We start from the raw sequence: 25,601 nt of genomic DNA on the forward strand, positions 1-25,601 counted from the left end.
ACATGCGGACCAACACAGCCATCAACGGCGGGGCGACCATGAGGTCGGCCGCGCTTGCCTCATCGAGCGGACTCGGGCTGCTTTTGGCGTGCCTCGCGGCAGCGCCGGCCCATGCCCAGGATGTCGAGGCGTCGGTTGCGAGCGCGGCCGGGGTAGGGCAGCCTGCCGACGCCCAGTCCGTTCAGGCGCAGGAAGCCGAACAGGTCGTCGGGGACGACATCATCGTCACCGGATCGCGAATCGCGCGTGGCGGGTTCACGGCTCCGACACCGACCACGGTCGTCGGCGCCCAGGACCTCGAGCGCGCTACGGTCACCAATCCGGCGGATCTTCTCAATCGCTTGCCCGCGTTTCGCGCTTCGACCAAACCGTCCGTGACCACGGTATCGCAGACGGTCGGCGCGAATTACCTTGACCTGCGCGGTCTCGGCGTCACGCGCACGCTGACCCTCGTCAACGGACAGCGCTATGCCCCCAGCAGCATTACGGGGCAGGTCGATCTTAACCTGATCCCCACGATCATGGTCGAGCGCATCGACGTGGTCACCGGGGGCGCCTCGGCGGCCTACGGCTCCGACGCCGTCGCGGGCGTTGTCAACCTCATCTACAAGCGCGACGTCAAAGGGCTCCAGGGTGTCGTTTCGGCCGGAGAGTCGGCCTATGGCGACAACAAGGAGCTTAATGTCGGCCTGTTGTGGGGCACGCGCTTTGCGGACGATCGCGGCAGCTTCATGATCGGTGGCCAATATGTCGACAATGACGGCGGCAAGCCGCTGGGCAGCCGTGACTGGGGCCGCCTCGACTGGAACATCATTCCCAATCCGGCAGCGACCGCGGCCAACGGATTGCCGACCCGTCTGCTTGCATCTGGCGTGCGAAACTCCAATCAGGCCTTTGGCGGTCTGATCCGGGCGCCCGCCGCACTGGCGGGAACGCAGTTCCTTGAGGGCGGCGTGCCTGCGCCGTTCGTGTTCGGGAGTGTGGTCGGCCCCACCTTCATGGTGGGCGGAAGCGGCATGAACACGCAGCGACTGGTGCTTCTCCAGGTTCCCATCGAACGTTACGCGCTTACCGCCCGTTCGACGTTCGACATCGGGTCCGACACCAAAATCGCCGCGGAATATTCCTTCGGCCATTCGACCCTGACATCGGTCAGCGGACAGGCGCAGGACAATGCGCTGATCATTCAGCGCGACAATGCCTTCCTGCCTGCGTCAACGCGCGCGGCGATGGTCGCGGCGAATGCCAACACCATTACGGTCGGGCGCCGATCGCTCGATCTGTTCCCCGACAATTCGCTGTCAGGCGCGCCTATTTCGGGTGAAACGACGCTGCACCGCGGACTTGTCAGTATCGAGGGCAGGCTCGGCGGCAGCTGGAAATACGACGCCTATTATCAGCATGGCGAATCGCGCAACGTTCAGCGCATCGGACTGCGCATCCGCGACAATTGGAGCCGCGCGATCGATGCGGTGGTGAACCCGGCCAACGGCCAGATCGTTTGCCGGGCAACGTTGAGTGCGGACGCGGCCGTCCGCAATGCTGCGGCGGGCTGCGTTCCGTTCAACATTTTCGGGCCCTATTCGCGCTCGCTCGCAGCGGCCGATTATGTGTCCGACAATGGCGTGAACACGCTCAAATATAAACAGGATGCCGCGGCCTTCACCGTGCAGGGCGAACCCTTCTCGATCTGGGGCGGGCCGGTTTCGGTCGCCTTTGGCGCCGAATATCGCCGGGAAAGCGCGCAGTCGACGGTGGATGCGATTTCGCTCGTCAAGGGCTATGATCTGCTCAACTTCCAGCCGATCAGCGGCGTGTCGACAGTGAAAGAAGTGTTCGTCGAGACGATCGCTCCGATCGCGTCCGATACATCCTGGGCCAAATCGCTCGAATTCAACGGCGCGGTCCGCTATACCGACTATAGCCTCAGCGGCGGCGTCACGAGCTGGAAGGCGGGCCTGACCTATGTCCCGTTCGAGGGGGTTCGCTTCCGCGCCACACGCTCGCGGGATATCCGCGCGCCAAATCTCAACGAACTTTTCTCGCCGTTGCAGGGCACGCTGCAAACCGTTCTCGACCCGGCTACCAACCAGTCGGTGCCCACGCAGATCAACACCGGCGGCAATGCGACGTTGAAGCCGGAATTTGCCGATACCTTGACGCTCGGCGTCGTGATTTCACCAACGTTTCTGCCCGGCTTCCAGCTATCGGTCGATTATTTCGATATCCACATCAAGGGCGCCATCACCACGCTGGCGCCGGCTGACATCATCGGCCGCTGCGTGGGTGGCGCGACCGACCTCTGTTCGCGCGTAATCCGCGACAGCACCGGCCGGCTGGTGTCGATCGACCAGCTGTTCGAGAACCTGAACGGGCTGCGCAATCGCGGTGTCGATTTCGAGCTGGCCTATCGCCGCCCACTCAGCCAGATTTCGACCTCGCTCCCCGGAACGCTGGGCCTCCGCGCGATCGGAACCTACACCGCGGAAGCCTCGCAGGACGACGGCCTCGTCAAGATCGATCTGGCGGGCGACACGGGCGGCCGGCGTCCGGGCGGGTTCCCGCGCTGGTCTGGAACCGGCATCCTGTCCTACGACAGCAACCGGCTGAGCGTCAGCGCCGAAGCGCGGTTCGTCAGCAGCGGCAAGCTCGATGCGCTCGGCACGCCGCAGAACATCAATATCAACCGGGTGGCTTCGCGAACCTATGTGAACTTGTCGGCCTCCTACAAGATCATCGAGTCCGACGGAAAGGGCCGCTCGCTCGAGCTGTTCGGAAGCGTGAACAATCTGTTCAACGTCGATCCGCCGGTCGCCGTCAGCCCGAATGCGTTCCCCACCAATGCGATACTCTTCGACACGATCGGTCAGACGTTCACGGCGGGCTTGAGGTTCAAGCTGTGACCGCCGCGCCGACCGACGGCCGCGGGTTGCCGGCGGATTTGGTCGCGGTCATCCACGGCCATGACCGCGGTCTCGAAGCGCGGGATTCCGAATTGATGCGAAGGCTGCTCCCGGAGAGCTTCCTTCAAGTCACGCCCGCCGGCACGCCGAAGGGGCGCGAGGAATGGTTCGACTGGTTCGAAAACACGACTCGCTATGATTCGATGCGGCGCGAGATCGTCGAATTCCGCAAGCTTGATGGCGTCATTGCCGTCCTGTCGCGCTGTAGTCCGATCATGCGGGTGCGTGACGGCGAGCCGTCGGAGCACCGCGCCATGATGCTCGAACTCTGGGCCTGCGACCGCGGTCAGTGGACCAAGGCGTATGAACAATATACGCGGCCGCCGCTGCCCGCTGCTTGACGCTGTAAGATAGGAAGGAGCTGGAATGCAGGATTTCTCGAAGCTCCGGTTCGTGAGCGATCTCGTCAACGAGAGCGCGATCTCGCGCCAGCAATATCTCGTCTATATCCTCTGCTTCGTGCTCGTTGCGGTTGATGGGTTCGATACCGCCGTAATCGGTTTCGTCGCTCCGGCGATCAAGGCCGAGTTCGGTCTGGGTCCGCATTCGATCGCGATCCTGATCACCGCTGGCCTGCTGGGCGCGATCACCGGAACGAGCATACTCGGGCCTGCCGCCGATATCTTCGGACGCACGCGTGTCATGCTGGTCGCCACGTTCATTTATGGCGGCCTCACGATGCTCCTGGGAACGTTGCAGAGCTTCGAGGCCATCCTCGCCGTCCGCTTCCTTGCCGGCATATGTTTTGGCGGCGTACTGCCCTGCGCGATCGCGCTGACGGCTGAATATGCGCCGCACCGAAAACGTTCGTCGCTGATCACGGCCATGTTCTGCGGGTTCACGATCGGGTCGGCGTCGGTCGGCTTTATCGCGGCCTGGATGTTGCCCGTACTGGGGTGGCGCGCCGTCTTGTTGACCGGCGGCGGCCTGGCGATCCTGGTCGGCGCGCTTTGCTGGGCGCTGCTTCCGGAATCGCTGCAATTTCTGGTGGCGCGCCGGCCGGGTCACAAGTCGATCGGCCATATTCTGGGCCGGATAGCGCCGGCGGCATTGAAGGCGGGCTGGGTTCCGCAGCCCGACGCCGTGCCTGAGGGCAGGCCGCTTCGCGCCCTTTTCGAAGCGCGCCCGATGGGCGGTACGCTGCTATTGTGGCTGAGCGCCTTTGCGGCCTTGATGTGCACCTATCTCCTCGCCAACTGGCTGCCGGTTCTGCTGACGCAGGAGGGTTATTCGGTGAGCAAGGCGGCGGTCGTCACCGCCATGTTCCAGGTCGGCGGCACCATCGGATCGCTGTCGATCGGCATGGTGATGGACCGCCGGCGCCCCAATCGCGTGCTGGGCGCTGTCTGGGCCGGTTCGACGTTTGCGCTTGGCGGCATCGCGTTGTTCACGCCGTTCCCCATCGCGGTCGCGATTGCGGTGTTCTTTGCCGGCGTCTGTATTCCGGGCGGGCAGATCGGCTCATCGGCCTATGCGGCCGCCTGGTATCCCACGCAGGTCCGCACCACGGGGATCAGCTGGATGTCGGGCATCGGGCGCGCCGGCGCGCTGGTCGGAAGTCTCGTCGCGGGGGGACTCCTGGCGCTCGGGCTCGGTATGCAGATGATTGTCGCGCTGCTTGGAATTCCCATGCTGCTGGGCGCGGGCGCGATGTTCCTTCACGAACGTTATGTCGCGCCGGAAGCCGCCGGCCCGGAAACGGGGTCGATCTGATGGAAATGCGCCGCGTCGGCAGATCGGGACTGCTGGTCAGCGCGGTCGGCCTGGGTTGCAATAATTTCGGATCGCGGATGGACGCCGCCGCCGCCGCCGCCGTGGTCGGCCAGGCGATCGAGTGCGGAATCAATTTCTTCGACACGGCCGATGTATATGGAAAATCGCAATCCGAAGTGATGCTCGGGGCAGCCTTGGGGTCCCGCCGTAAGGACGTCGTGATCGCGACCAAATTCGGGTTGCCGATCGATCAGGATCCGACGCATCGGGGCGGTTCGCGGCGCTGGATCGTCGAGGCCTGCGACCGAAGTCTCCGGCGCCTTGGCACGGACTATATCGATCTTTACCAGCAGCACGGCGCCGATCCTGCGACACCGCTCGATGAGACATTGCGAGCGCTCGACGACCTCGTGCGCGCTGGCAAGGTTCGTTATGTCGGCGCATCGAGTTATGAGCCATGGCGTCTCGTCGATGCCGATTGGACCGCGCGCGAGCTTGGCGCCAGCCGCTTCATATCCGTCATGAGCGGCCTGTCGCTGCTCGAACGCGGCGCGCGCGAGAGCTATTTCCCCGTTTGTGATCGCCTGGGCATCGGCTTTCTGCCGTATTTCCCGCTCGCCGCGGGCTTGCTGACCGGAAAATACCGCCGCAACGAGCCCCCTCCCGCATCAGGCAGGCTCACGGACTGGGGGCAGCGCGGCGCCGACGCGCTACAGGACGCCAATCTGGTCAAGGTCGAAGCGCTTCACGGCTTCGCTGCGGCGCGCGACAGGGAACTGCTCGAACTGGCGATCTCATGGCTTCTTGCCATGCCGCAGGTCGCATCGGTCCTGTCCGGCGCCACGCGACCCGAGCAAGTGGTGGCCAATGTCGAAGCGGCGGAATGGAAAATGAGCGGAGCCGATCTTCAGTCATTCGACGAGCTCGCCGCCTCGTTCGCTTGATTCAGCGCCGGGATCAGCGGCGATACCACGGGGCGAGCAGGGCTGTCCGGCGCCGCCGCGGCCCTATGGGCGACCGCGATCAGCGCCGGCTGGTGAGCTGAGCTCTCAGATGGTCACGAGATAATTGGTAAAGCCGCCGTCCCCGGACGAGACGCCGTTGATCGCTTCGTTGATGGAATCGAGCGGCCAGGACTTCGGCTCCAGAACCGAAATATCGATGGCTCCCGAAGCGATCATGTCGGCCATCTCGATGCCGTCGGCGGTGGTGAACCAGACCGAGCCGATCATTTCCATCTGCTCGTCCATCCACCATTTCACATCGACCCCAAGGTCGCCAGCCGTGCCGCCGATGTTCACGATGCGGCCGCCTCGCTTGACGCCATACATCGCGTCTTTCATCGAATCGAGCGACGCCACGGCGCCGAGCGTATCGAGCATATAGTCGGCCCCCTTGCCGCTCGTCTGCGATTTGACCCACGCCGCGACCGGGCCGTGGAGGTTCGAATGCGTGATCACGCGACCGGGGGCGAGCTGTTCCAGCCGCGAGAGTAATTTCTCCCCTCGCGCGACCGCATAGATTCGCGCGGCGCCCATCGCGAGCGCCAGGATCGTGGCGCCGACCCCCAAGGTTCCGGTTGCGCCATTGATAATGATCGACTTGCCGGCAAGGGGCCCGCACTTCTTGAGGGCGGCGTAAGATGTGCCGAGATAGCCGAACCGCGTTCCGTGACCGACCGCCAGCCCGTCAGGCAATTTGACGAGCGCGGTTTGCGGCGCGCGCATGAATTCGCAGAATCCACCCTCGGGGTAGAGTCGAAACATTTCGAGGCTGTTCTCATTATATCCGAAATAGCCGCCCAGCGTCCAATAGCCGCATTTCTGAGGCGTGCCCGATAGGCAGCTGTGGCACGCCTGGCAGGCGCGGCCGGGATTCACATAGACATAGTCGCCGGGCTGGTAGCCGACGACATTGTCGCCGACCTGATGCACCATTCCGACGGGGTCGAGCCCGAATATCGCAGGAAGCGGCGGCAGCGGCATCTGCGGATACCATGTCTGCCAGTTGGCGAGCACATTGGCGAGGTTCGGGACCATGCCGCAACCCTGCACCTGCACCACCACGTCGGTCCCGCTCGCGATCGGCTTGCGGACGACATCCAGCTTCATGGGCTGGCCGATTTCGTGAAGCCGCGCCGCGCGCATCGTTTCTGCCATCGTTCCGACACCTCTCATCATGATTTCCGTAACCCGTGGTCGCTTGCGAAGCACGGCCTTGACATACCACGTGCTATCGGAATACCATATGGTATGTCAACCGCGATCGGTGCGTGGAGGCATGAAGAGAGGAAGCCGGGATGCCGTGGATCGATGACCCTCAAATCGCTCTGCGAGTGCTTTGCGGCATCTGGTTCGTCCCCCATCTGCTCGGCAAGCTGATGCACGCCGACCTGGCCTATCTGACCTTCGAAAGGGCGGGCTTCAAACCTGGCAAGATGTTCCTCTATGCGACGGTGGCGATGGAGGCCCTTGCAATGATCGGCCTGGTCTTTGGGGTCATGCCGAAAGCCGCCGCCGGACTGGCGGCCATCGTTCTCGCCGGCGCGGCGTATGCGGTCGTCAAGATCAACGGATCCAACTGGCGGTGGCAGAAGGGCGGGCCCGAATACATCGTTTTTTGGGCCCTTTGCTGCGTCATCTCAGTCGTCTGAGCGCCGCGCGGATGACGATCGGGGCCGAATATTATAGATATCAATCGGTGTCTCAAACATGCAGCTGGAGCAGAATTGGTGGCTGATGACTCCTTGACGGGCGAAGCACTCTTCAACGACCCGTATCCGGTATACGCTCGCCTGAGGCGGGAGGCGCCGGTCGCCTTGTTCGAGGGCACGCACGAATATTTCGTGACCCGATGGCAGGATTGCCAGACGGTTGGCGCCAACGACGCCGTTTTCGGCCCGTCCGCCTCGGATAATCGGCCCGAAGCTCGCGTGTTCGGGATTCCGAACGTGCTATCCATGTCGGGTCCCGAGCATCAGGCCCTTCGCGCGGGCATCGATTACGAAGTTCAACAACAACGGGTCGACGGATACATCGAAGACTTGGCGCGTCCGATCGTCGTCAAATATATCGACGCGATCCGCTCGCAGGGCGAGGCCGATCTCACTCAACAGCTATTTGAACCGATCAGCGTCAGGATCGTGGGGGACCTGATCGGCCTGACTCAAATTCCCAACGAGACGCTTCAATCCTGGTTTCACGCAATAAACGGCGGCTTGCAGAACACCGTTGCGCAGGACCCTGCGGTCTGGGCGCGATGCGACCAGGCAATTGCCGATATCGACGAGGTGATGCGCGCCATGTACGAAAAGGTGTGCGCCGCCCCTGACGCAACGCTTTTTTCGCATGTCGTGTACGGCGGACTGCCGGATGGGCAGCGCCGCTCATTCGAAGACATCATGCCGACGATGCGCGTCATCATTCTGGGCGGATTGCAGGAACCCGGTCATGGCGCCGCCAACGCGGCGTATGGCGTCCTCGACGATAAGGAGCAATCCGGCCTGATGCGGACGGAGCCGTCGACATGGGCGCTCAAGGCTTATGACGAGGGGCTGCGATGGATCGCGCCAATCGGCGTGACGCCGCGCGTGGCCCGCCAGGACTTCGAAATCGCAGGAACTCGTGTCCCCGAAGGCGCGTCGGTGGCGATCGTACTTGCCTCCGCAAACCGTGACGAGGGCCGTTGGGAAAATGCCGAGGCCTTCGACATGCGACGGAAGAAAAAGGCGAACGCGACCTTCGGCTATCGTCCGCATTTCTGCTCGGGTCATTACCTCAGCCGGGCAGCGGGGCGAATTGCGTTGGAGGAGGCGTTTGCTCGCCTGCCGGGCCTTCGCATTGACGCAGACAAGCCCGTCAATGTGAAGGGCTGGCGGTTCCGTGGCGTTGTCAATCTGCCGGCGCGGTGGGACGCCTGATGATCATCGATTGCCATGGGCATTACACGACGGAGCCAGCCGGGCATGGCAAGTTCCGCTCCGATCAGTTGGCTCTGTTTGCGAGCGGCAGGGGCGAAGCAGCTTACCCCCGGATTTCCGATGACGAGATCGTCGAATCGATCGAGACGAACCAGCTGCGCCTGATCCGCGAACGCGGCGCCGACCTCACGATCTTCTCGCCGCGTGCCGTCGGGATGGGGCATCATGACGGGAACGAGCGGACCAGCCAAATCTGGACCCGCCACTGCAACGACCTGATCAAACGGGTCATCGACCTTTTTCCGCAGAATTTCGTCGGCGTGTGCCAACTGCCGCAATCGCCGGGCGTATCGATCGCCAATTCAATCGATGAACTGGAGCGCTGCGTCCAGGAGCTCGGGTTCGTCGGCTGCAATCTCAACCCTGACCCATCGGGCGGGCATTGGAGCGGGCCGCCATTGACCGACAGGGCGTGGTATCCCTTCTTCGAGAAAATGGTCGAACTCGACGTGCCGGCGATGATCCATGTGTCCGGCACCTGCAACCCGAATTTCCATGCAACGGGATCGCATTACCTCAATGCGGATACGACCGCATTCATGCAGTTTCTTCAAGGCGATCTGTTCGGCGATTTCCCCGAATTGCGCTTCATCATCCCGCACGGGGGTGGCGCGGTTCCCTATCATTGGGGCCGCTTCCGCGGACTTGCGGACCGGCTTGGCCGCCCGGAGCCCCGCGAGCATGTCCTGTCGAACGTCTTTTTCGATACCTGCGTTTACCACCAGCCAGGCATTGACCTATTGTTCAAGGTCATTCCGATCGAGAGTATCCTGTTCGCCTCCGAAATGCTCGGCGCCGTCCGGAGCTCGGATCCGGCAACGGGCCACCCTTATGACGACACCAAGCGCTACGTCGATGCGCTCGATTTGACCGAGCGGGAGCGCGCACTGGTATATGAGGGTAACGCCCGCCGCGTTTATCCGCGGCTCGATCGGCGAATTGCCGAACTGGGACTTTCACAACCCCATCGGCCGGCATCTTCGCCGATCTCATAGCGACTCGTTGGAAGGAGGCTTGGGCGTGATCGAATTCCAGCCAACCCTGTATCTCAGGCAATCCTGCGCTTCGTGCCTCGAACTGGCCGCCTTCCTGGCCGAAGGTGGCCTCTTCGATCATTTCATTATCCAGGATCTTTGGCCGGGAGACGAAAATGAGGGGGCAATCGACCCCGAGCCGACAACGATTATTCCGCCGCCGGACTTTCCCGCCGCGCAGGTAGCGCCGGGCGAAGTCCTGATCGGGTGCGATGCGATCATCGCTCACTATGCACAGCGCCGCGGTCTTAACCCGGACGGCATGCCATATTATCAATATGTCCAGCGCGGACCTGTGCGGCGGATGCGCGAGCAGGCGGCACGGCGCGGCGAGCCGGACGGTGCGCTCGGGACCAGTGGCAAGGAGCGGAAAACGAGGACCGACCGGCGTCGTAACGGTGGACGCCTCAGTCGGCTTCGCCATAGGCTCGCTGTAGGAGATCCAGCGTAAGCCGCACAAGATCGCGCACCGCGGGACCTTCGCCGGTGCTGAAGGAGGATGCCGCGCCATAAGTGAGTTCGAGCACAATCGCGCCCAACAGCTCGGGCTGAGGGTCTTTCCACCTTGGAGCGATCGGCAACAGCAGCTCGCCGACCCCCCGCCATTGTTCGCGAAACAGCGTCGCATGCCGCGTCGTGAACGTGGCGTCGCGCCGCGCCTTCCGGAACAGTTCCAGCGGGAGCAGCCCCCATGTGGGATCGGCGGATTTTTCAGCGGCCCAATTGCTCATGCGATCGATGATCTCGGCTGGCCTGGTTACGCCGCTCAGCAATTTCCGTATTTCGACGACATCCTGACCCGCGTGCCGTTCGAGGAGCTCGAGGAAAAACTCTTCCTTGGTGCCGAAGTTCGAATAGAAGGCGCCTTTGCTGTAGCCCGCAGCCTCGGTGATCTTGTCGATCGAGGCGCCTTCGAAGCCTTCCTTGGCGACGACCTTCGGGGCGCACTCGATGAGACGCATACGCGTTTGCGCCTGACTTTCTTCACGGGTTAGACGCGCCATCGGATCTCCAGGCCGTTTTAATGCTCACATCGCCATTCCGCATATGGCATGAGGCGCGCTCTTGCCAATCCGCCAGACGGGTTCGCTATCGAAGCGCAGCCTCCAGATACCGCGGTTCGAACACATCGGCGGCCGAATTGCGCCGTCCCTCATCCAGAAGATTTGCCCGAACCATCAAGTCGATCGTTGCGGCAAGCGCGGCCGGCGTTACCTCCATATGCGTGGGCCACATGCCGAGATCCCGCATATATACGAAGCCGCGCCGCGCGAGTTCAGGGCTGTCCTTTGTCGTAATGGCCCGAAACAGCTCGACGCACTCAGCTTCATTTTCGATATCGTTGGCGAAGTCATAGGCTTTCGCGAGGGCGGAGAGGAAGCGTGACAGCAGGTCCTCATTCCGATCGAGCCATTCCCTGCGCCCGATCAAGGCGGCGAAAACGATCTCGGGCAGATAGTCGCTGACTTCGCCGACAAGGGTATAGCCCTGGTCCTCGGCGAGGAAATTCCACGGCGCCGGTTGCGGGGCGGCGTCGATCGTCCCGTTCTGCAATGCTTCCCACCGCGTCGTGTGAATGCCTGCCAGCTCAAACCCATAGTCGTTCGGATAGCTCAGCCCGTTTTCGGCAAGCATGATCCGGGTGTAGATTGCCGTCCCCTCGGTCAGCGACGAGGTGCCGATCTTTTTCCCCCGGAGATCCGCAATCGATGCGATCTCGGGCCGCGCCACCAGCGACATGGGGAGGCGATTGGAATTTGACGCGACGATGCGGAGATTTCCGCCGCTCGCGAAATCGGTGACGGCCCCCTCGGGCGGGGTGATCGCGAGTTCCACATCGCCATCCGCAACGGCCCTGGTGGCCTTGTCGACATTGCCCAGCTTTTCGAGCACCACCTCGATGTCGGCGTCTGCGAAGTAACTTTTCTCAATGGCGACGAATATGGGAAGCCAGTTGAAGCCCTGTGCGGCGCCGCCAAGTCTAATTACATCATGTGCCATGGAAATAGGTCTCCGCATATGCAATTTGTCCGGACATCATGCTGCCGGTCTTCTGAGCAGTCGGCCCCTCACATATAGACGAGGCCCTTGCGCGCGAGACGCTCGCGCATCGAACTGACGTCGAGGCTGAGCTCTCCCGAGGCGTAGCGCTTCCGCTTTGCCGCCTCGTCCTCAGCGCGGGCCTCAGCTTTCTCGACGACCTCGGGCACGAGCGCTCGCGGCACGACGCACACGCCGTCTTCGTCGGCGACGATCGCATCGCCCGGGCTGATCCAAGCGCCGGCGCAAACGACCGGAAATTGAACTTGCCCGAGCGTTTCCTTGACCGTGCCCTGTGCGGATATGTGACGCGACCATACGGGGAAATTCATCGCGCGCAGTTCCGCAACGTCACGAACGCCCGCATCGATGATCAGGCCGACGACCCCTTTCGCAACGGCGGAGGTCGCGAGAAGATCGCCGAAATATCCGTCGGAGCAGGGTGATGTGGGCGTTACCACCAGGATGTCGCCGGGCTGCGCCTGTTCCATGGCCACATGGATCATCCAATTGTCGCCAGGGGGCACAAGACAGGTGAGCGCATTTCCCGCCACCCCCGCCGGGAACACGGGACGGATTGCCGCGTCGAGCAGCCCCTTGCGGCCCAAGGCCTCGTGAACCGTTGCGACGCCCAGCGCCTGCAATCGATCAAGATCGCGCCTGTCTGTCCGGTGTGCCTCGCGAGCCACATGGCCGTAACCAAGCATCGTAACCTCCTCTTACCCAGTCTAACGCTGAATGTTGAAACGGGATACCTATAGGTATCCGAAGTAACTCTCGGCTGCGGCCCCATTGGATCGGATTCTTCGACAAGCTGGGAACCGTTGGGTCGAGGAACTTCAGACGACGCTTCTTATCTGTGCCGACGTTGCAAACTGATCTGCCCGATCAGAGCCGTTCGAGATCGGGTTCCAGCTGAAGTTTGGCGGGCCCGGTAATTCGGGCGCTCATATTGTACCATCCGATCGTGAAGAGCAGGGCCAGTGCTTGCTGATCGCCCAGGCTCTCATGGACGGGATCCCAGATCAGGGGATCCACTTGCTCCGGCGCCCGCGTCGCATCCCTGGCCAGACGCATCGCGGCCTTTTCGAGCGCGTCGAATTTGTCGCTCTCTTCGAAGTCCCACAGGTCGAGCAGCGTTTGCCGCGTTACGCCCAGGCGCCGCGCAAGATTCCAGTGTCGACCGAACTCATAGCGATTTCCGAGCGACAGGCAGACGATCAGGATCGACAGTTCGCGCAGCCGGGGATCGAGCCCGCTCGCGCGACGCACGGCATCGGCCATGTCAAGAAACGGCCTCAGAATATCTGGGCAATTTGCCATCAACGCAAAGATATTGGCGTTTGCCGATGGACCGCGACGCTCATCGAGTAATTCAAAGAGCTCCGCGGCGTCTTCGCGTTTGACAAGGGGGAGGCGGCTGACCTGGCCCGCCATATCCGAAACTTTCACTGGCACGGTCTCCACCGATTTGACTGGCAATCCATCGCCGCCGACTTGCGGTCGCGCCAATATCATTTGGTTATGCGCATAATGGCCGATGAACCGAAGGTGGAGGAAAGCACAGCGTCCGTAAGCCGCGCCCGGAACAGGGCATGGAACGCGCCAGAGCGCCATCGCATGTTGGGAAACCGGTCGTCCGATGCTATGCGCGCATCGTGGACATTCGCCGACTGAACTATTTCGCCTGTATCATCGAGGAAGGCAGCATCACGGCGGCAGCGCAGCGCGTGCATGTATCGCAGCCGGCGCTGACGAAGGCGATGCGAACACTGGAAGAGGAGCTCGGCGTCGTTCTGTTCGAGCGGACCATCGCGGGAATCTTTCCAACGACGTTCGGTCAGGCGCTATACGGCCGCGCCCGCGCGATCATTGCCGAGATGCAAAGCGCCGAGCAGGAGATTGCCGCGCTTCGCGGGCTGGCCGGGGAGCGGTTGCGGCTGGGCGCACTGCCCACGCTCATATCTGACATTGTCCCGGCGGCGGTGAACGACGTCAGCCGTCGTTTTCCGGGGCTGCATGTGTCGGTGCAAGAGGGGCATACCCAAGGCCTCTTCCGCGCGATGCGGAGACGGGAGCTGGATCTCTGCCTCGTCTATGCGGGCAATTTGGCGGCGGATCACGGCTTTGGGGCTCAGTCGATATTCCTGGATCGCCTGGTGACCGTCGGGTCAGCCGCCCACCCCCTCGCGCAACTTGCCAATCCGACGGTCGCGGATGTGGCGGAATATCCATGGTGCGCGGCGACGGCAGGCAACTGGCCGGTTATCGAGCGCCTGCTCCGGAGCGTGGGACTCGACCCCCCGGCGCCGCAGGTGGATCCGGGCGGGTCGATCCAGTTCATCAAGCAGTTTGTCGGCCAGAGCCGGCACCTGGCTATGCTGCCCGCCCGCACGATCGCTTCGGAGATCGATCGCGGCGAATTGACGATCATCGCTGTGCCGGGCCTGTCGCTCGAGCGCGAGATCGTCGCCTTGTTCTCCAGTGGCGAACTTTCGCGGGGCGCGAGGGCGATGCTCGCGGCACTCGCGCGATACGGCAAGATTTCCGCCGACACCGGGCAATGAACTGCTCAATCGGCTGAGGCGGCCCGCCATACGGGTCAGACGGCGGAAAATGCGTCCAGCGCGCCTCAGGCAGGACAGCCGTGGAACAACACGAACCGCCATCTGCCGTCCTCGAAGCGGTTCAGGATCGTCGTTACGCTGGCGCTGGTGCGCTGCGCGCTGCCGCCCGGTTCGGTCCGTTCGTTTATCTGCGTCCCGACGATCACGGCGGTATCGCCGATCCGGCGGACCTTGATTCCGTCGCGCCAGCAAATTCGGGGGCTTCGCCCAAAGGCGGCGAGGGCGCCCGCCTTGTCGTCGATCTTGCCCGTCAAGTGCACGTGCACATAGTCTTCCGCGAGCAGTTCGCCGAGCGACTCGATATCGTTTCGCGAGATGGCCGTGCAGCGAGCCGCCTCCAGCGCGCTGAGTTGATCGAGTTCTTCATCAACGTCATCGGCGGGCGCGTTCGCGCCCATCTCGATCCATTTACCGGCCGTCGCTGCTCCCGTCGCCATCTTGATCACGCCGCCTGCGCTTGGGCAGCGAGCAAGGCGGATCGATTCCACACGCGAGCGGCGTCCGGATCCTCGACAATTTCGATGTCAAGGCGGCCAATTCCCGCGATCTCCGCCGCGATGCGGTCGCCGACTTTGAGATAGCTGCCCGTGACGTGTCCGACTCCCGCGGGCGAGCCGGTGAAGATAAGATCGCCCGCGCGCAACGTGACGTGCTGGCTGACATCGGCGATGAGTTCCGGCACGTTCCAGATCATCTCACGCGTACGCGAGTCCTGTTTGACGTCCCCATTGACGCTGAGACGGAGCGTCAGGTTCGCAGGATCGACGAACTTCGCCGGAACGATCCACGGACCGATCGGCGCGCTGTCGTCGAAGCCCTTGCCGCCGAACAGGTCGAACTGGCGGCGCTGCCGCTTGTTGAACTGCAAGTCGCGCGCGGTGAGGTCGAGTCCGATGGCGTAGCCGGCGACATGCGCCCAGGCATGATCGATCGGGATCCGGCGCCCATCCTGGCCGATCACGACGACGAGTTCGATTTCCCAATCGAACGCCGCGGACTGGCTGGGATACCGCACGGACTTCCCGGAACCGACAAGGGAGCCCGACGACTTGGCGAAATAAAGGATATCGTTGGCGTCTTTGTCGAAATCGGTGATGCCGAAATCATCCCGGAGATGGTCGTAATAATTGCTGCCTGCGCACACCACGTTGGCGGGCCGCTGGACCGGCGGAAGATAATCGACCTCGCTCGCCGCTGCGATCGCGGGCGGTAGCTTGCCGTTCGCAACGGCCGCATCGAGCGTCGCGATCGTCGAGCCCCAGTCCAACAGATAGGGAAGCAGGTCCGCAGTGGCGTGACGCCGATCGGGCAGCAGGCCGTCAAGCGGATAGAGTTGTCCCGCATATTGCAAGACGGCGCGCGGGCCGGTCTGCAACGCGACGATGCCAAGTCCGTAGCTCATTCGATTACCCTCACGCGGCGATCGGGACGTTGAGTCCGAAAATGCCGCGCACCCCGGCAAAGCCCAGCTTCGCATCCTCTTCGATGCGGAGCAGCTGATTATATTTTGCCAGTCGTTCAGTGCTGCGCACAGATCCGATCTTGATCTGCCCGGCGCCGAGGCCGACCGAAAGATCGGCGATGAACGTATCCTCGGTCTCGCCCGAACGCGCCGAAACCACGGTGGCATAACCGGCGGCGCGCGCCGCTGCGGTCGCTTCGATCGTCCCGCTCAACGTGCCGTTCTGGTTGAGCTTGATTAGCGCCGCATTGGCGGCGCCTCGCGCGATGCCGTCCTCGATCCGCCCGACATTCGTCACGAAAAGATCGTCGCCCACGATTTGCACGCGGGGCAGTTGCGCGGTGAATGTCCGCCAATTTTCCCAATCGTCCTGGTCCAGCGGATCCTCGATCGACACGACGGGATAGTGGCTGGCAAGGTCGAGAATGAACTCGATCATCTCTTCACCGGTGAGCGTCAGCCCCTCACCGTCGAGGCGGTAAACCCCGTCCTCGAACAGCTCGCTGGCCGCCACGTCGAGGGCGATGGCGACGTCTTCGCCAGGGCGCAGGCCAGCGGTCTCGAACGATCGGATCATCAGATCCATTGCATCGCGCGCCTTGCCGAAGCCGGGGCTCAATCCGCCTTCATCCGCAAGCAGCGTGCTGAGCCCGCGCTCGTCCATCAGCCGCGCCGACGAGAGTCTGATTCGCGCGATCATCTCGAGCGCTTCGCTGTACGACTTGGCGCCGACGGGTATCGCGAGGAAATCCTGGAGATCCATGCCGCGTCCGGCATGTGCGCCCCCACTCAGGATATTGGTCATCGGCATCGGCATGGACATCGCCGTGCCGGCAAGGTCGGCGAGATGCTCGTAGAGCGGAATGGACCGATGCGCGGCGGCCGCGCGCGCCGTCGCCATCGACACGGCGAGAACCGCGTTCGCACCGAGCCGCTCGAGCGCGGGGGTGCCGTCCGCTTCGCGCATCACATCATCGACACGGGCTTGCTCGACGGCCGATTGCCCGATCACGGCGTTGGCAAGTTCGGCGTTGGCATTGGCAACGGCCCGCCGCACGCTCAGCCCCTCGTAATGCGACGGGTCTCCGTCCCGCAGCTCCCATGCTTCGTGCCGGCCCCTGGATGCGCCCGAAGGGGCGCAGGCGCGACCGCGGCTGCCGTCCGCCAACTGAACGTCGGCTTCGACGGTAGGCCGTCCACGGCTATCGAGAATCTGGCGGGCGACGACGGCGGAAATCGCGGAAGAACTCATTTGGATAGCTCCGGGAGCATGAAGTCAGAGACTTGCGGGGGATGTTGCATGGCCAGCAGGTCGCTGGCCTTCGCTTCGATGCGGCCAGTATCGACGCGGTCGAGGTAATCGACCGGCGACTTGCCATGCAGACGTGCAAGCAAGAGACACGCCGTCACCTGGGCCAGGTCACGGTCAATCAGCGACGGCCCGTTCAAACTGTACGCGTGCAGAAATGCCCGGATCGCCGGGACCATGTTCAGCGGCGCATCTGCAACCGCCGACTTGAGCATCAGGTGCGCCAGGCAGAACGCAACGTCGAATCGCGGATCGCCCCAGTGCGTGACTTCGAAATCCAGAATGACGACGTCGCCGCCGTCCGCCAGAATGTTCTTGGGACTGAAGTCGCCATGCACCAGGGCCTGCCGGCGGGACAGCATCCGGTGCGCCACGTCCCGGATCAGGCCCGCGATCTCGGGTTTCTTGACGGCGACATGCTCGAAGAACGGTTCGATGCGCAACTCCAGGAAGTAACGCCGATCGTCGAACCGCGTCGCGAGATCGGTCCGCCCCGCCGAGTTGGCATGACACCGTCCAAGGATTTCCCCGGCGCGGCGCGCCGTGGCTGGATCGATCGTTCCAGCCAGGAGGTCCGACTTCCAGTTGCGCAGCCGGCTATCGACCAGGCGCATCGCGAAACTATTGTCCTCCGGCCGCACCCAGACGATTTCCGGAACGGTTTCACGGCCGCCCAGATCGCCGAAAGCCTCGATTGCCGCCACCTCGATCATCGATCTGGCGGGATCGGAGAACCAGTCCGCGGCGACCTTTAGCTTGGCCAGCGCCTTTTTGACGACAATCGGCCCGTCGGCCGTCTGAACCACCCGCACATCGCTGGCGACGCCGCCCTCGAGCGGGGTTCCCTGCTCGAGTTCAACCATGCGGCGCGTTCCGCCCGTTCTCGGGCGTGGCGCCGGACAGCACCCGCACGACTTCTTCGCACGCGCGGCGGCGCAATTCCGCCATCGAGGCGTCGGAGGCATATGCGATGTGCGGCGTCGCCGTCACAAGCGGGTGCGCGATGATCTCGGGCGAAGGCGCGGGCTCGCCATCGATCACGTCGAGGCACGCGCCCCGGATCCACCCGTTTTCCAACGCGGCGATGAGCCCTTGATTCGACACGATCGGGCCCCGGCTCACATTCACGATCAGCGGCTTCCTGCCGGTCGCCCGCAGAAAGGCTTCGTCGATCAGGCCGGTCGTCTCGGGAAGCAACGGCACGTGGATGACGATGACGTCGCATTCGGAAGCGATCGTGGCGAGGGTCGATCCGCTGGCGACACTCTCATCGGGCGAGAAATAGGGATCGTAAGCGAGCACCTGGCATCCCATCGCCTTGAACTTTCGCGCCGTCTCCCGGCCGATCCGGCCGTATCCGAGAATGCCGACGACTTGTTCGGAAAGGCGGAGCAGGCCCGACGCGTCGGAATTCCAGCCCGAAGCCTTGACGGCGTCGTTGAGGCGCGAAATGCCGCGGCACCGGTCGAGGACGAATGCCAGCGCGTGGTCGGACACCTCGGCAACGCAATAGTCGGGCACGTTGGTGACCCATGCACCGCGTTCGGTGGCGGCGGCCACGTCGATATTGTCGAGCCCGACCCCAAGCCGGGCCACGATGCGCAAGTCGGCAGGAAGCTCGATCGCCGCACGGCTGACCGGCGCCCAGCAGGTCAGAATGGCCGCGGGCGAACACTCTGCCACCAGGCGCTCCACCTCCGCCGCAGTGCCAGCAATTTCCGGCCCGGCGACAAGACGGATTCCCGCGCGCTCGAAGATCGACGTTTCGAGGCCCAGATCGGGCCATGGGTGGTCTGTCAGCAAGACGCAGCCGTCTGCTATGCTCGATTCGCGCATATCTGCTCCACGATCGCCGTGCTACCGATAGCACTAATCACGCAGCGCATGTTGTCAATGCGAATCTGATGTCCTGCTGTCCCTCGAGTCGTCGCAACATGCTGCACGGTCGTCCGGAGTACGGTCGCAGATATCATGCGGCGGCGGAGCGGGCAGGGGTGGCATCGCGTCGCGGGCGATGGCGGGTCCGTTGTTCAGCACCATCCGTCGCGTCCTGCTGGATGCCGCTTGACTTCGCGGACCAATCGCTGCAAGTTTGTGCTAACGATAGCGCATGTTGCGTAAGGAGATGAAGATGCTGCCGCCCGTCGAGCTGCGACCCGCGTTCAACATTACGCGCGCGAGCCACGTTACGATTACCGTGAGCGATCTTCAGCGCAGCCGCGAATTCTATACTGAAGTGGCCGGACTGGTCGTGTCGGACGAGGATTCGGGGACCTGCTATCTGCGCGGCTTGGCCGAGGCGTGCCACCATAGCCTGACGCTCGTGCAATCGCCCGACGCGGGCAAGATCCGTCGCATGGGGTTTCGCGTGCGCGACGAAGCCGAACTGGAGCTCGCCCACGACTGGTTCGGGCAACGCGGCCTCGATCCGATATGGGTCGAGCAACCCTTTCAAGGGCGCACGCTGCACGTATCGGATCCCGATGGCGCGAAGCTGGAGCTTTGCGCGCATATGGAGGTGCGCCCGCGCGTGTTCCTGGACGTCATGAACCACCGCGGGGCTCGCGCGCAGCGGATCGATCACTTTCAGACGATGACGACCGACATGCAGCGGATCTGCGGCTTCTACAACGAGCTTGGCTTCCGATATTCCGAATATATTGCGCATGATGAGCTGCTGCTGGCGGCGTTCATGTATCGGAAGGGAACGTGCCTCGACCTGGCGATCGTGCCCGGTCATTCGCCCCGGTTGCATCATTTCGCCTACACCGTCTCCGAATCGCACGACATCTTCACGGCATGCGATGTCGCCGGCCTGCTGGGTTACCCGATGGCCGTCGAACGCGGGCCCGGCCGCCACGGACCGGGGGGCATGTTGTTCGTCTACATCCTGGATCCGGACGGTCACCGCGTCGAATTCTTCAATAGCCATTACCAGACGATCGATCTGGAGATCGAGCCGGTGCGCTGGGATGCCGCCTCGCTGTCGACCAACCTGCGCTGGGGGCTCCCCGCGCCGGAGCGCTGGTATTTCGAGGCGAGCCCGTTCGAGGGCGTGCCGCTCGCCGCGCCGGAGCAGAAGCCAAACCCCGAGACGCTGGAGCGCTATCTCGCCAGGCTTCACCCGGCGGATGCGGGCTAGTCCATCATGGGGCAGCTGGAAGACGATGGCCACGCTCGGGCGGCGACGGCGAGTTCCGATATGCCGCTGAACATCAGGCGGCTGGTCACGCGGCACGATGCGCAAGGCGCCTCGTGCGTGGCGTCCGACGGCGCGCCGCCGGTCTGTTCGGCCTATGAGCATATTCCCGGCATGATGACTCGGCTGGTCTGGGCGACGTCGAGCGGCGAGCCGCTGCGGCCCAGCCCGGCGGATCCCACCAGTCCGAGCCTGTCGCATGTGCCGGCGGCCGGGGAAAGCCGGTTCCTCGTCGTCACCTTCCCGCCTGATCGCGTGTTCGCTGCGGCGGAATTCGATGGCGCGGCGGCGGCCGCGGAAAATGCCAGGCTGAGCCCTGGCCTGGCCGAATTGTTCGAAGAGACGGGCTTTCATCGAACCGACTCGACCGATTACGGGATCGTGCTGGACGGCCAGATCACGCTGGAGCTGAGCGACGGTTCCAAGACGCGGCTCAATCGCCATGACGTGATCGTGCAGAACGGCACGCGTCACGCGTGGCGCAACGAAACCGACCGTCCCGCGACACTCGCATTCATCCTGATCGGCGCTTCTCGCGCCGGCGAATGACCCTTCTGGAGAAAATGAAGATGACCCGATCGATGGTCGCCGCACGGCTGCATGACCTTCATACGCCGATGCGCCTCGACACGCTGCCGGTCCCGGAGCCGCGGCTCGGCGAGGTCCTCGTGCGGGTCAAGGCCTGCGGCATCGTGCCCAATATGGGCAACGTCATCAACAACTGGGCCTCGTGGTTTCCGCATCAGCCGCTGCCCGAATTCCCTGCGATATTCGGCCTCGATCCCGCAGGCGTGGTCGATGAGGTCGGCGAGGGCGTGATCGGCATCAAGCCGGGCGAGCGCGTCTATGTCAGTCCGCTGCGTTCATGCGGATCGTGCCGGCCGTGTTCGGCGGGGCGCCGTACCGAATGCCGCTATTTCACGCTGAACGGATATTTCAGCACCAGCCGCGACGGCCAGAAGATCTTCGACGTGAACCGCTATGCCGGGTTCGGCGAATATATGCTCGCGCCAGCCTATGCCATCGTCAAGCTTCCGGACGATATGAGCTTCGAGAAGGCTGGCCGCATGGGCTATCTGGGAACGGCCTATGGCGCGCTGCGCAATGCCGCCGCCGGGCCGGGGCAGGTCGCCTTCATCGACGGCATCACGGGAACGCTCGGCATCGCCTCCACGCTGCTTTGCCTCGCAATGGGCGTGACCAAGATCCTGGGGACGGCGCGAAATGCCGACCTCATGGCGCGCGTGAAGGCGTTCGCGCCGGATCGGATCGAGATCCTGACCCTTGGCGAGCGAAGCGCCGCCGAGTGGGCGATGGCGCTGACCGATGGCTATGGCGTGGACTTCGTGATCAGCGCGCTCGGCGCCCGCGCACCTGCGGCGACAATGGCGGATTCGATGCATGCCCTGAAGCGCGGCGGGCGCCTTGTCGTGATCGGCGGCGTGGCGGACGAGGTGCCGGTGAACATGAAATGGCTGATGGACGAGCAGGTCAGGATCATCGGCTCCAACTGGTTTACCACCGAACAGGGTCAGGATCTGGCGGATATGGTGGGATCGGGCGTGATCGACCTGAATTATCTGAGGGATGAGGTGTTCCCGTTGTCGCGGGTCAATGAGGCGATTTCCGGCATCCAGGAGCGCGATGGCGGGTTCAGCAACTATGTGGTCTGTCCCTGATCCGGCAGGCCGGCGATGAGATCGTAAAAGGCTGCGGCGCGCCGCAGCCTTTTTTATTTGACGGAACGCCCTGGGCCGACCGGTCGGGAGCTCGCGCGTACGATCAGTGTGGAGGCGACCACCGAACTATGCTCGACCAACGATAATCCCTTGCTCTGCCGGTCGCCGAGCTGGTCGAGAAACCACAGGGCGCAACTCGTCGCCAGATTGTCGATCGGGGGGCGGATGGTTGTCAACCCACCGCGCCACCATGCGAACCAGTCGGGGTCGCCAAAGCCGACGACCGAAGGAATATCGGTCAGCCCGCGCGCTTCGACGCACTCGATGATGCCGATCGCGACGTTGAACGCGCCGGCGACGATTGCCGTGGGGGCACGTTTGGCGGACAACAGCGTGTCGAAGGCCTCACGACCGAGCTGTCGCTCAGGCGGGCCGGTATGGATCGCGCAGTCCGCGAGATCCAGTCCGGCGGTGCGGCAGCCGCGAACGAAGCCCTCACGCCGTTCGACCCCTGTCGAAAGCGCCTCCGATCCGCCGATATAGGCGATGCGCCGGTGGCCCAGCGAAACCAGGTGTTCGACCGCTTCGGTGATCGCATCGCGATCGTCGATGCCGAACCATATCTTGTCGAGCCCCGAGACTTTTCGAAGCAGTTGCACGTGCGGAATTTGCTTGAGCAGCTGAAGGCTGGCGCGGCGGGTTGTCGGGGCCGGAACGATGATGAGACCCGCCGCTTGCGCGGCGACGAGCTCGCGGATGTTCTTGGCCTCGTTATCGCCGTCGTCTCCGGTCAGCGAAAGCACGACACGATAATTGTGCCGGCCGCAAACCTGGGACAGCGATTGGGCGATGGTCGAGTAGAAGTCGTTGCTGATCTCGGGCACCAGCAGCCCGATCAGATTGTTCGATCCGCCGCGCACGATCCGGGCGGCGGTGTTGCCGGCATAACCGACGCGATCCGCAGCCTTGCGAACCTTGGCCTTCGTGTCCTCGCTGATGCGCGGATCGTCCGACAGGGCCCGTCCGACGGTAGAGACGGAAACGCCAACCAGATCGGCAATTTCTCGAGCGGTAATCATCGGCTCACCCTAACAGGGCAGGGGTCGGAGGCAATGCACCCCTGACATTGAAATGGGTCGGCAGGCGCGGACCAAATCCCCGTCCGGTCCGCGCCTTCCTGCTTCAGAAGCTCACGCCGATCGAACCTCCGAAGGTCCTTGGCGGGTCGAACGTGCCCATGATCGGAAAGCCCAGAAATCCGCTCGACACCTGAGTCGTCGAATAAGTGCGTCGGTCCGCGATATTCTTGATCCAGGCGGAGAGGGTCAGCCCGCTCGATGCCTCATAGCTCACCGAGCCATTATATTTCGCGTAGCCGTTCTGGGAGATTTCGGGGCGGTTGTAGAACGAAAAGAAGATCTGGCTGGTATAAGCCATCTCGCCGCGCAACCGGAGCGTTCCCGAACGGACCGGCAGGCTGTATTGCGCGGCAAGGTTGGCGGTCCATTCCGGCGCCTGGGGCAGGCGGTTCCCCGAAAGGTTCAGCACCCCAAGCGTCGGGCGCGCCGAATCTTCCGACGCGAAACTGGTGAACCTGGCGTCCAGATATGCGACATTTCCGGAAAGCTCGAACCCCCGGACGGGGCGGATCGTGACTTCCGCCTCGGCGCCCCGGACCCGCGCGGTCGCGGCATTCACCACTACCGCGGCGGCGTTGAGGATGCGCTGCACCTGTAGATCGTCATAATCATAGTGGAACACCGAGCCATTGAGGCGAACCGCTCCGCTCAACAGCGTGGCCTTGATCCCCGCCTCATAATCGGTGAGCTGTTCCGGGCGGACCGCCGGCGCAAATCCCGTGAGATTGAAGCCACCGGATTTGAAGCCTTTCGCATAAGTCGCGTAGAACATCAGATTGGCCGTCGGCGACCACTGGATATTGAACCGCGGCGTTGTCGAACTAAAGCTGACATCGGCCTTCTGGAAGTTGGTGTATCCCGGCGTATATCCGGGCGTCGCAGCCATGCCGAGCTCGACAGCGCCACGCTGATCGATGAATTTCTTCTCATGCGAATAACGCAGGCCTGCTGAAAGTGTCAGTCCGTCGAGAATCTCGAAGTCGAGCTGTCCGAACGCCGCATAGGCATCGGTTTTCAGGTCTCCGTTGAAGATCAGGCCACGGCTCAGAAACGCGTTGTTGAACGCCAGAACGGGACCGAACTTCGACTGCGCGTAGATCTTCTCATTGAAGTAGAAGCCGCCGATCAGCCACTTCAACCGGCCGGTTTCGCCGTCGAGACGCAGTTCCTCGCTGAACTGCCTGGCCTGCTCAAGCGTCTGGATGGTCGAGACGTTGATGCGCGTGCCGTCATGGTCGCCGCGCACATCGGCAAGCGAATCGCGATAGCCAGTCACCGAGGTGAGCGTCGCCTGGCCGATATCGACGGTCAGCGTCGCGCCAAAGCCCCAGTTGCGACGCTCATTGGTTTGCGGAATGTCGGCAAAAGTGTCGCGCGGGTCGGCGGGGACCGTGCCGCCCAGCGTCACCGCGCGGGGTTGGGAGGCAGGATTTCCCTGTCCGATGAAGTGATAGACGAAGGCCGCGTCGTCCTGATAGCTGTAGTCGGCCGACAGCAGCAGCGTCACGCCGGCGGACGGTTCGATCTTCAGCTTGGCGCGAACGGCGAGCGAGTGTTCGTCGTCGATATCGTCGCCCGAAACCAGGTTCTGGCCGTAACCGCCACGATCGGTCTTCGTGAGCGCGAAACGCGCCGCGACGCCATCGGCGACCTGGCCGGTTACGGCGCCTTCTTCCTGGAAAAAGCCGTAATTGCCGACCGTCAGCTTGGCATAGCCGCCGAACGTGTCCTGCGGATCGTTCGTGATCACGTTGATCGCGCCGGCGGTCGCGTTGCGCCCATAGAGCGTGCCCTGCGGCCCGCGCACGACCTCGACACGACTGATGTCGAAGAAGGTCGATAGCTGCGAACTCGGCCGGCCGACGTAAATGCCGTCTGCATGATATGCGACGCGGCCCTCGTGCCCGCCGACCGAGGCGTCGAGCCCAAGGCCGCGGATCGCGATGCGCGCAAAGCCGACATTCTTGCCGAAGTTCACGCTCGGAAGTGAGGGCGCCAGCGACTCAAAGCTGGTAACCTGCCGATTGGCGAGATCCTCGCCCCCGACAGCGGTGATCGCGAGGGGGATTTTCTGGACCGATTCCGATCGCTTCTGCGCGGTGACGACAATGTCGTCGCCGAAGAGGGGGTCGGCCTGCGCCGCCGCGGACGCCGCTTCGGGCGGGGACGTCTGTTCTTGCGCCTGCGATGCTGCGATCGAAGCCGCCGATGCGCCAACGAGCGCAACGGCCTTCAAGGCCCTTGGTAACCTCATGATCTTCTCCCTCCGCCCGCGTCATCCACTTGGCATGCGCGCTTGTTCTGGTCCCGAACCTCTCTCACGCAAGAAGCCAAGTCAACAGATTTGTGCTATCGTTAGCAAAATGAGATCGCTACATTTTAAGCAAAGCAGATCTGGCGACGTGGATTAACTATCTCTTATAATTAGATAAAAACGAATAGATTTGCATAGTTTGT

General features: G+C 63.1%; 24 protein-coding genes and 1 pseudogene. 12 read left to right on the forward strand and 13 right to left on the reverse strand.

Translation table 11 applies throughout. The features are described from left to right. Positions 1–2 precede the first annotated feature (2 nt). Genes M9978_RS19415 through M9978_RS19430 form a run of 4 tightly spaced genes read left to right on the forward strand, consistent with a single transcriptional unit; the run spans position 3 to position 5,620 of the window. Positions 3–2,903 (forward strand): TonB-dependent receptor domain-containing protein, encoded by a 2,901-nt coding sequence (locus M9978_RS19415; RefSeq protein WP_254296155.1) that lies wholly within the window; start codon positions 3–5, stop codon positions 2,901–2,903. Next, the gene (locus M9978_RS19420; RefSeq protein ID WP_254296157.1) at positions 2,900–3,304 is read left to right on the forward strand and encodes a nuclear transport factor 2 family protein; all 405 of its coding nucleotides are present in this window, start codon (positions 2,900–2,902) and stop codon (positions 3,302–3,304) included. The genes M9978_RS19415 and M9978_RS19420 overlap by 4 nt, the downstream gene beginning before the upstream one ends. Before the next feature lie 25 nt (positions 3,305–3,329). Beyond that, entirely contained in the window at positions 3,330–4,676 is a 1,347-nt protein-coding gene (locus tag M9978_RS19425) for an MFS transporter (RefSeq protein WP_254296160.1), read from the forward strand. A 5-nt stretch (positions 4,677–4,681) separates the two neighbouring features. After that, complete coding sequence (locus M9978_RS19430) at positions 4,682–5,620, forward strand: aldo/keto reductase (RefSeq protein ID WP_302054122.1); 939 nt, start codon at positions 4,682–4,684, stop codon at positions 5,618–5,620. 105 nt (positions 5,621–5,725) lie between these two features. Here M9978_RS19430 and M9978_RS19435 read toward each other — a convergent pair whose 3' ends face one another. Continuing rightward, positions 5,726–6,835, reverse strand: coding sequence for an alcohol dehydrogenase catalytic domain-containing protein (locus M9978_RS19435; RefSeq protein WP_254296164.1), 1,110 nt, complete (start codon positions 6,833–6,835; stop codon positions 5,726–5,728). A gap of 140 nt (positions 6,836–6,975) precedes the next feature. Here M9978_RS19435 and M9978_RS19440 point away from each other — a divergent pair, with 140 nt between their 5' ends. The 4 genes from M9978_RS19440 (at position 6,976) to M9978_RS19455 (ending at position 10,140) form a co-directional block, all read left to right on the forward strand. Continuing rightward, entirely contained in the window at positions 6,976–7,329 is a 354-nt protein-coding gene (locus M9978_RS19440; RefSeq protein WP_254296166.1) for a DoxX family protein, read from the forward strand. A 78-nt stretch (positions 7,330–7,407) separates the two neighbouring features. Beyond that, entirely contained in the window at positions 7,408–8,595 is a 1,188-nt protein-coding gene (locus M9978_RS23460) for a cytochrome P450 (protein ID WP_254296168.1), read from the forward strand. Next, the gene (locus M9978_RS19450) at positions 8,595–9,650 is read left to right on the forward strand and encodes an amidohydrolase family protein (RefSeq protein WP_254296171.1); all 1,056 of its coding nucleotides are present in this window, start codon (positions 8,595–8,597) and stop codon (positions 9,648–9,650) included. Before M9978_RS23460 ends, M9978_RS19450 begins: the two co-directional genes overlap by 1 nt. A gap of 25 nt (positions 9,651–9,675) precedes the next feature. After that, complete coding sequence (locus tag M9978_RS19455; RefSeq protein WP_254296173.1) at positions 9,676–10,140, forward strand: hypothetical protein; 465 nt, start codon at positions 9,676–9,678, stop codon at positions 10,138–10,140. Here M9978_RS19455 and M9978_RS19460 read toward each other — a convergent pair. The 4 genes from M9978_RS19460 to M9978_RS19475 form a co-directional block, all read right to left on the reverse strand. Further along, positions 10,097–10,651 (reverse strand): TetR/AcrR family transcriptional regulator, encoded by a 555-nt coding sequence (locus tag M9978_RS19460; protein ID WP_254296175.1) that lies wholly within the window; start codon positions 10,649–10,651, stop codon positions 10,097–10,099. The genes M9978_RS19455 and M9978_RS19460 overlap by 44 nt on opposite strands. 127 nt (positions 10,652–10,778) lie before the next feature. Continuing rightward, positions 10,779–11,690, reverse strand: a complete 912-nt coding sequence (locus M9978_RS19465) for an ABC transporter substrate-binding protein (RefSeq protein ID WP_254296177.1) — start codon at positions 11,688–11,690, stop codon at positions 10,779–10,781. 68 nt (positions 11,691–11,758) lie between these two features. After that, the gene (locus M9978_RS19470; RefSeq protein WP_254296179.1) at positions 11,759–12,436 is read right to left on the reverse strand and encodes a 4-carboxy-4-hydroxy-2-oxoadipate aldolase/oxaloacetate decarboxylase; all 678 of its coding nucleotides are present in this window, start codon (positions 12,434–12,436) and stop codon (positions 11,759–11,761) included. A 181-nt stretch (positions 12,437–12,617) separates the two neighbouring features. Beyond that, positions 12,618–13,346, reverse strand: coding sequence for a carboxymuconolactone decarboxylase family protein (locus tag M9978_RS19475; RefSeq protein ID WP_254296181.1), 729 nt, complete (start codon positions 13,344–13,346; stop codon positions 12,618–12,620). Between the two features lie 41 nt (positions 13,347–13,387). On the opposite strand from M9978_RS19475, the gene M9978_RS19480 reads away from it, so the two are divergent. After that, positions 13,388–14,296, forward strand: coding sequence for a LysR family transcriptional regulator (locus tag M9978_RS19480; protein WP_254296183.1), 909 nt, complete (start codon positions 13,388–13,390; stop codon positions 14,294–14,296). 65 nt (positions 14,297–14,361) lie between these two features. On the opposite strand, the gene M9978_RS19485 is transcribed toward M9978_RS19480, so the two are convergent. Genes M9978_RS19485 through M9978_RS19505 form a run of 5 tightly spaced genes read right to left on the reverse strand, consistent with a single transcriptional unit; the run spans position 14,362 to position 18,963 of the window. Beyond that, entirely contained in the window at positions 14,362–14,793 is a 432-nt protein-coding gene (locus tag M9978_RS19485; protein ID WP_254296215.1) for a nuclear transport factor 2 family protein, read from the reverse strand. A 5-nt stretch (positions 14,794–14,798) separates the two neighbouring features. After that, the gene (locus M9978_RS19490; RefSeq protein ID WP_254296185.1) at positions 14,799–15,758 is read right to left on the reverse strand and encodes a fumarylacetoacetate hydrolase family protein; all 960 of its coding nucleotides are present in this window, start codon (positions 15,756–15,758) and stop codon (positions 14,799–14,801) included. 10 nt (positions 15,759–15,768) lie between these two features. Beyond that, positions 15,769–17,070: a phosphopyruvate hydratase gene (gene eno, locus M9978_RS19495; protein WP_254296187.1), complete on the reverse strand. Its 1,302-nt coding sequence runs from the start codon at positions 17,068–17,070 to the stop codon at positions 15,769–15,771. Further along, entirely contained in the window at positions 17,067–17,990 is a 924-nt protein-coding gene (locus M9978_RS19500) for a phosphotransferase family protein (RefSeq protein WP_254296189.1), read from the reverse strand. Before M9978_RS19500 ends, eno begins: the two co-directional genes overlap by 4 nt. Further along, positions 17,983–18,963: a C-terminal binding protein gene (locus M9978_RS19505; RefSeq protein WP_254296191.1), complete on the reverse strand. Its 981-nt coding sequence runs from the start codon at positions 18,961–18,963 to the stop codon at positions 17,983–17,985. The genes M9978_RS19500 and M9978_RS19505 overlap by 8 nt, the downstream gene beginning before the upstream one ends. Positions 18,964–19,258: 295 nt before the next feature. Between M9978_RS19505 and M9978_RS19510 the strand changes: the two genes are divergently transcribed. The 3 genes from M9978_RS19510 to M9978_RS19520 are packed head-to-tail and all read left to right on the forward strand — an operon-like array spanning position 19,259 to position 22,005. Beyond that, positions 19,259–20,269, forward strand: a complete 1,011-nt coding sequence (locus tag M9978_RS19510) for a VOC family protein (RefSeq protein WP_254296193.1) — start codon at positions 19,259–19,261, stop codon at positions 20,267–20,269. Positions 20,270–20,275: 6 nt separating this feature from the next. Then, positions 20,276–20,875: a cupin domain-containing protein gene (locus M9978_RS19515; RefSeq protein ID WP_254296194.1), complete on the forward strand. Its 600-nt coding sequence runs from the start codon at positions 20,276–20,278 to the stop codon at positions 20,873–20,875. A gap of 20 nt (positions 20,876–20,895) precedes the next feature. Then, on the forward strand, positions 20,896–22,005 hold the full coding sequence (locus M9978_RS19520; RefSeq protein ID WP_254296195.1) for an alcohol dehydrogenase catalytic domain-containing protein: 1,110 nt from the start codon (positions 20,896–20,898) through the stop codon (positions 22,003–22,005). 53 nt (positions 22,006–22,058) lie between these two features. Here M9978_RS19520 and M9978_RS19525 read toward each other — a convergent pair whose 3' ends face one another. The 3 genes and pseudogenes from M9978_RS19525 to M9978_RS19530 all read right to left on the reverse strand — a co-directional run bounded on the left by M9978_RS19525 (position 22,059) and on the right by M9978_RS19530 (position 25,398). Then, a complete protein-coding gene (locus tag M9978_RS19525) occupies positions 22,059–22,925 on the reverse strand; it encodes a LacI family DNA-binding transcriptional regulator (RefSeq protein WP_254296196.1) in 867 nt (288 codons plus the stop codon). 27 nt (positions 22,926–22,952) lie between these two features. Beyond that, a pseudogene (locus M9978_RS23465) lies at positions 22,953–23,084 on the reverse strand (LacI family DNA-binding transcriptional regulator); the annotation flags it as partial. Positions 23,085–23,187: 103 nt separating this feature from the next. After that, a complete protein-coding gene (locus M9978_RS19530; RefSeq protein ID WP_254296197.1) occupies positions 23,188–25,398 on the reverse strand; it encodes a TonB-dependent receptor in 2,211 nt (736 codons plus the stop codon). Positions 25,399–25,601: the final 203 nt, after the last annotated feature.

The sequence above is a fragment of the Sphingomonas tagetis genome (assembly GCF_024211275.1).
Classification (GTDB): domain Bacteria; phylum Pseudomonadota; class Alphaproteobacteria; order Sphingomonadales; family Sphingomonadaceae; genus Sphingomonas; species Sphingomonas tagetis.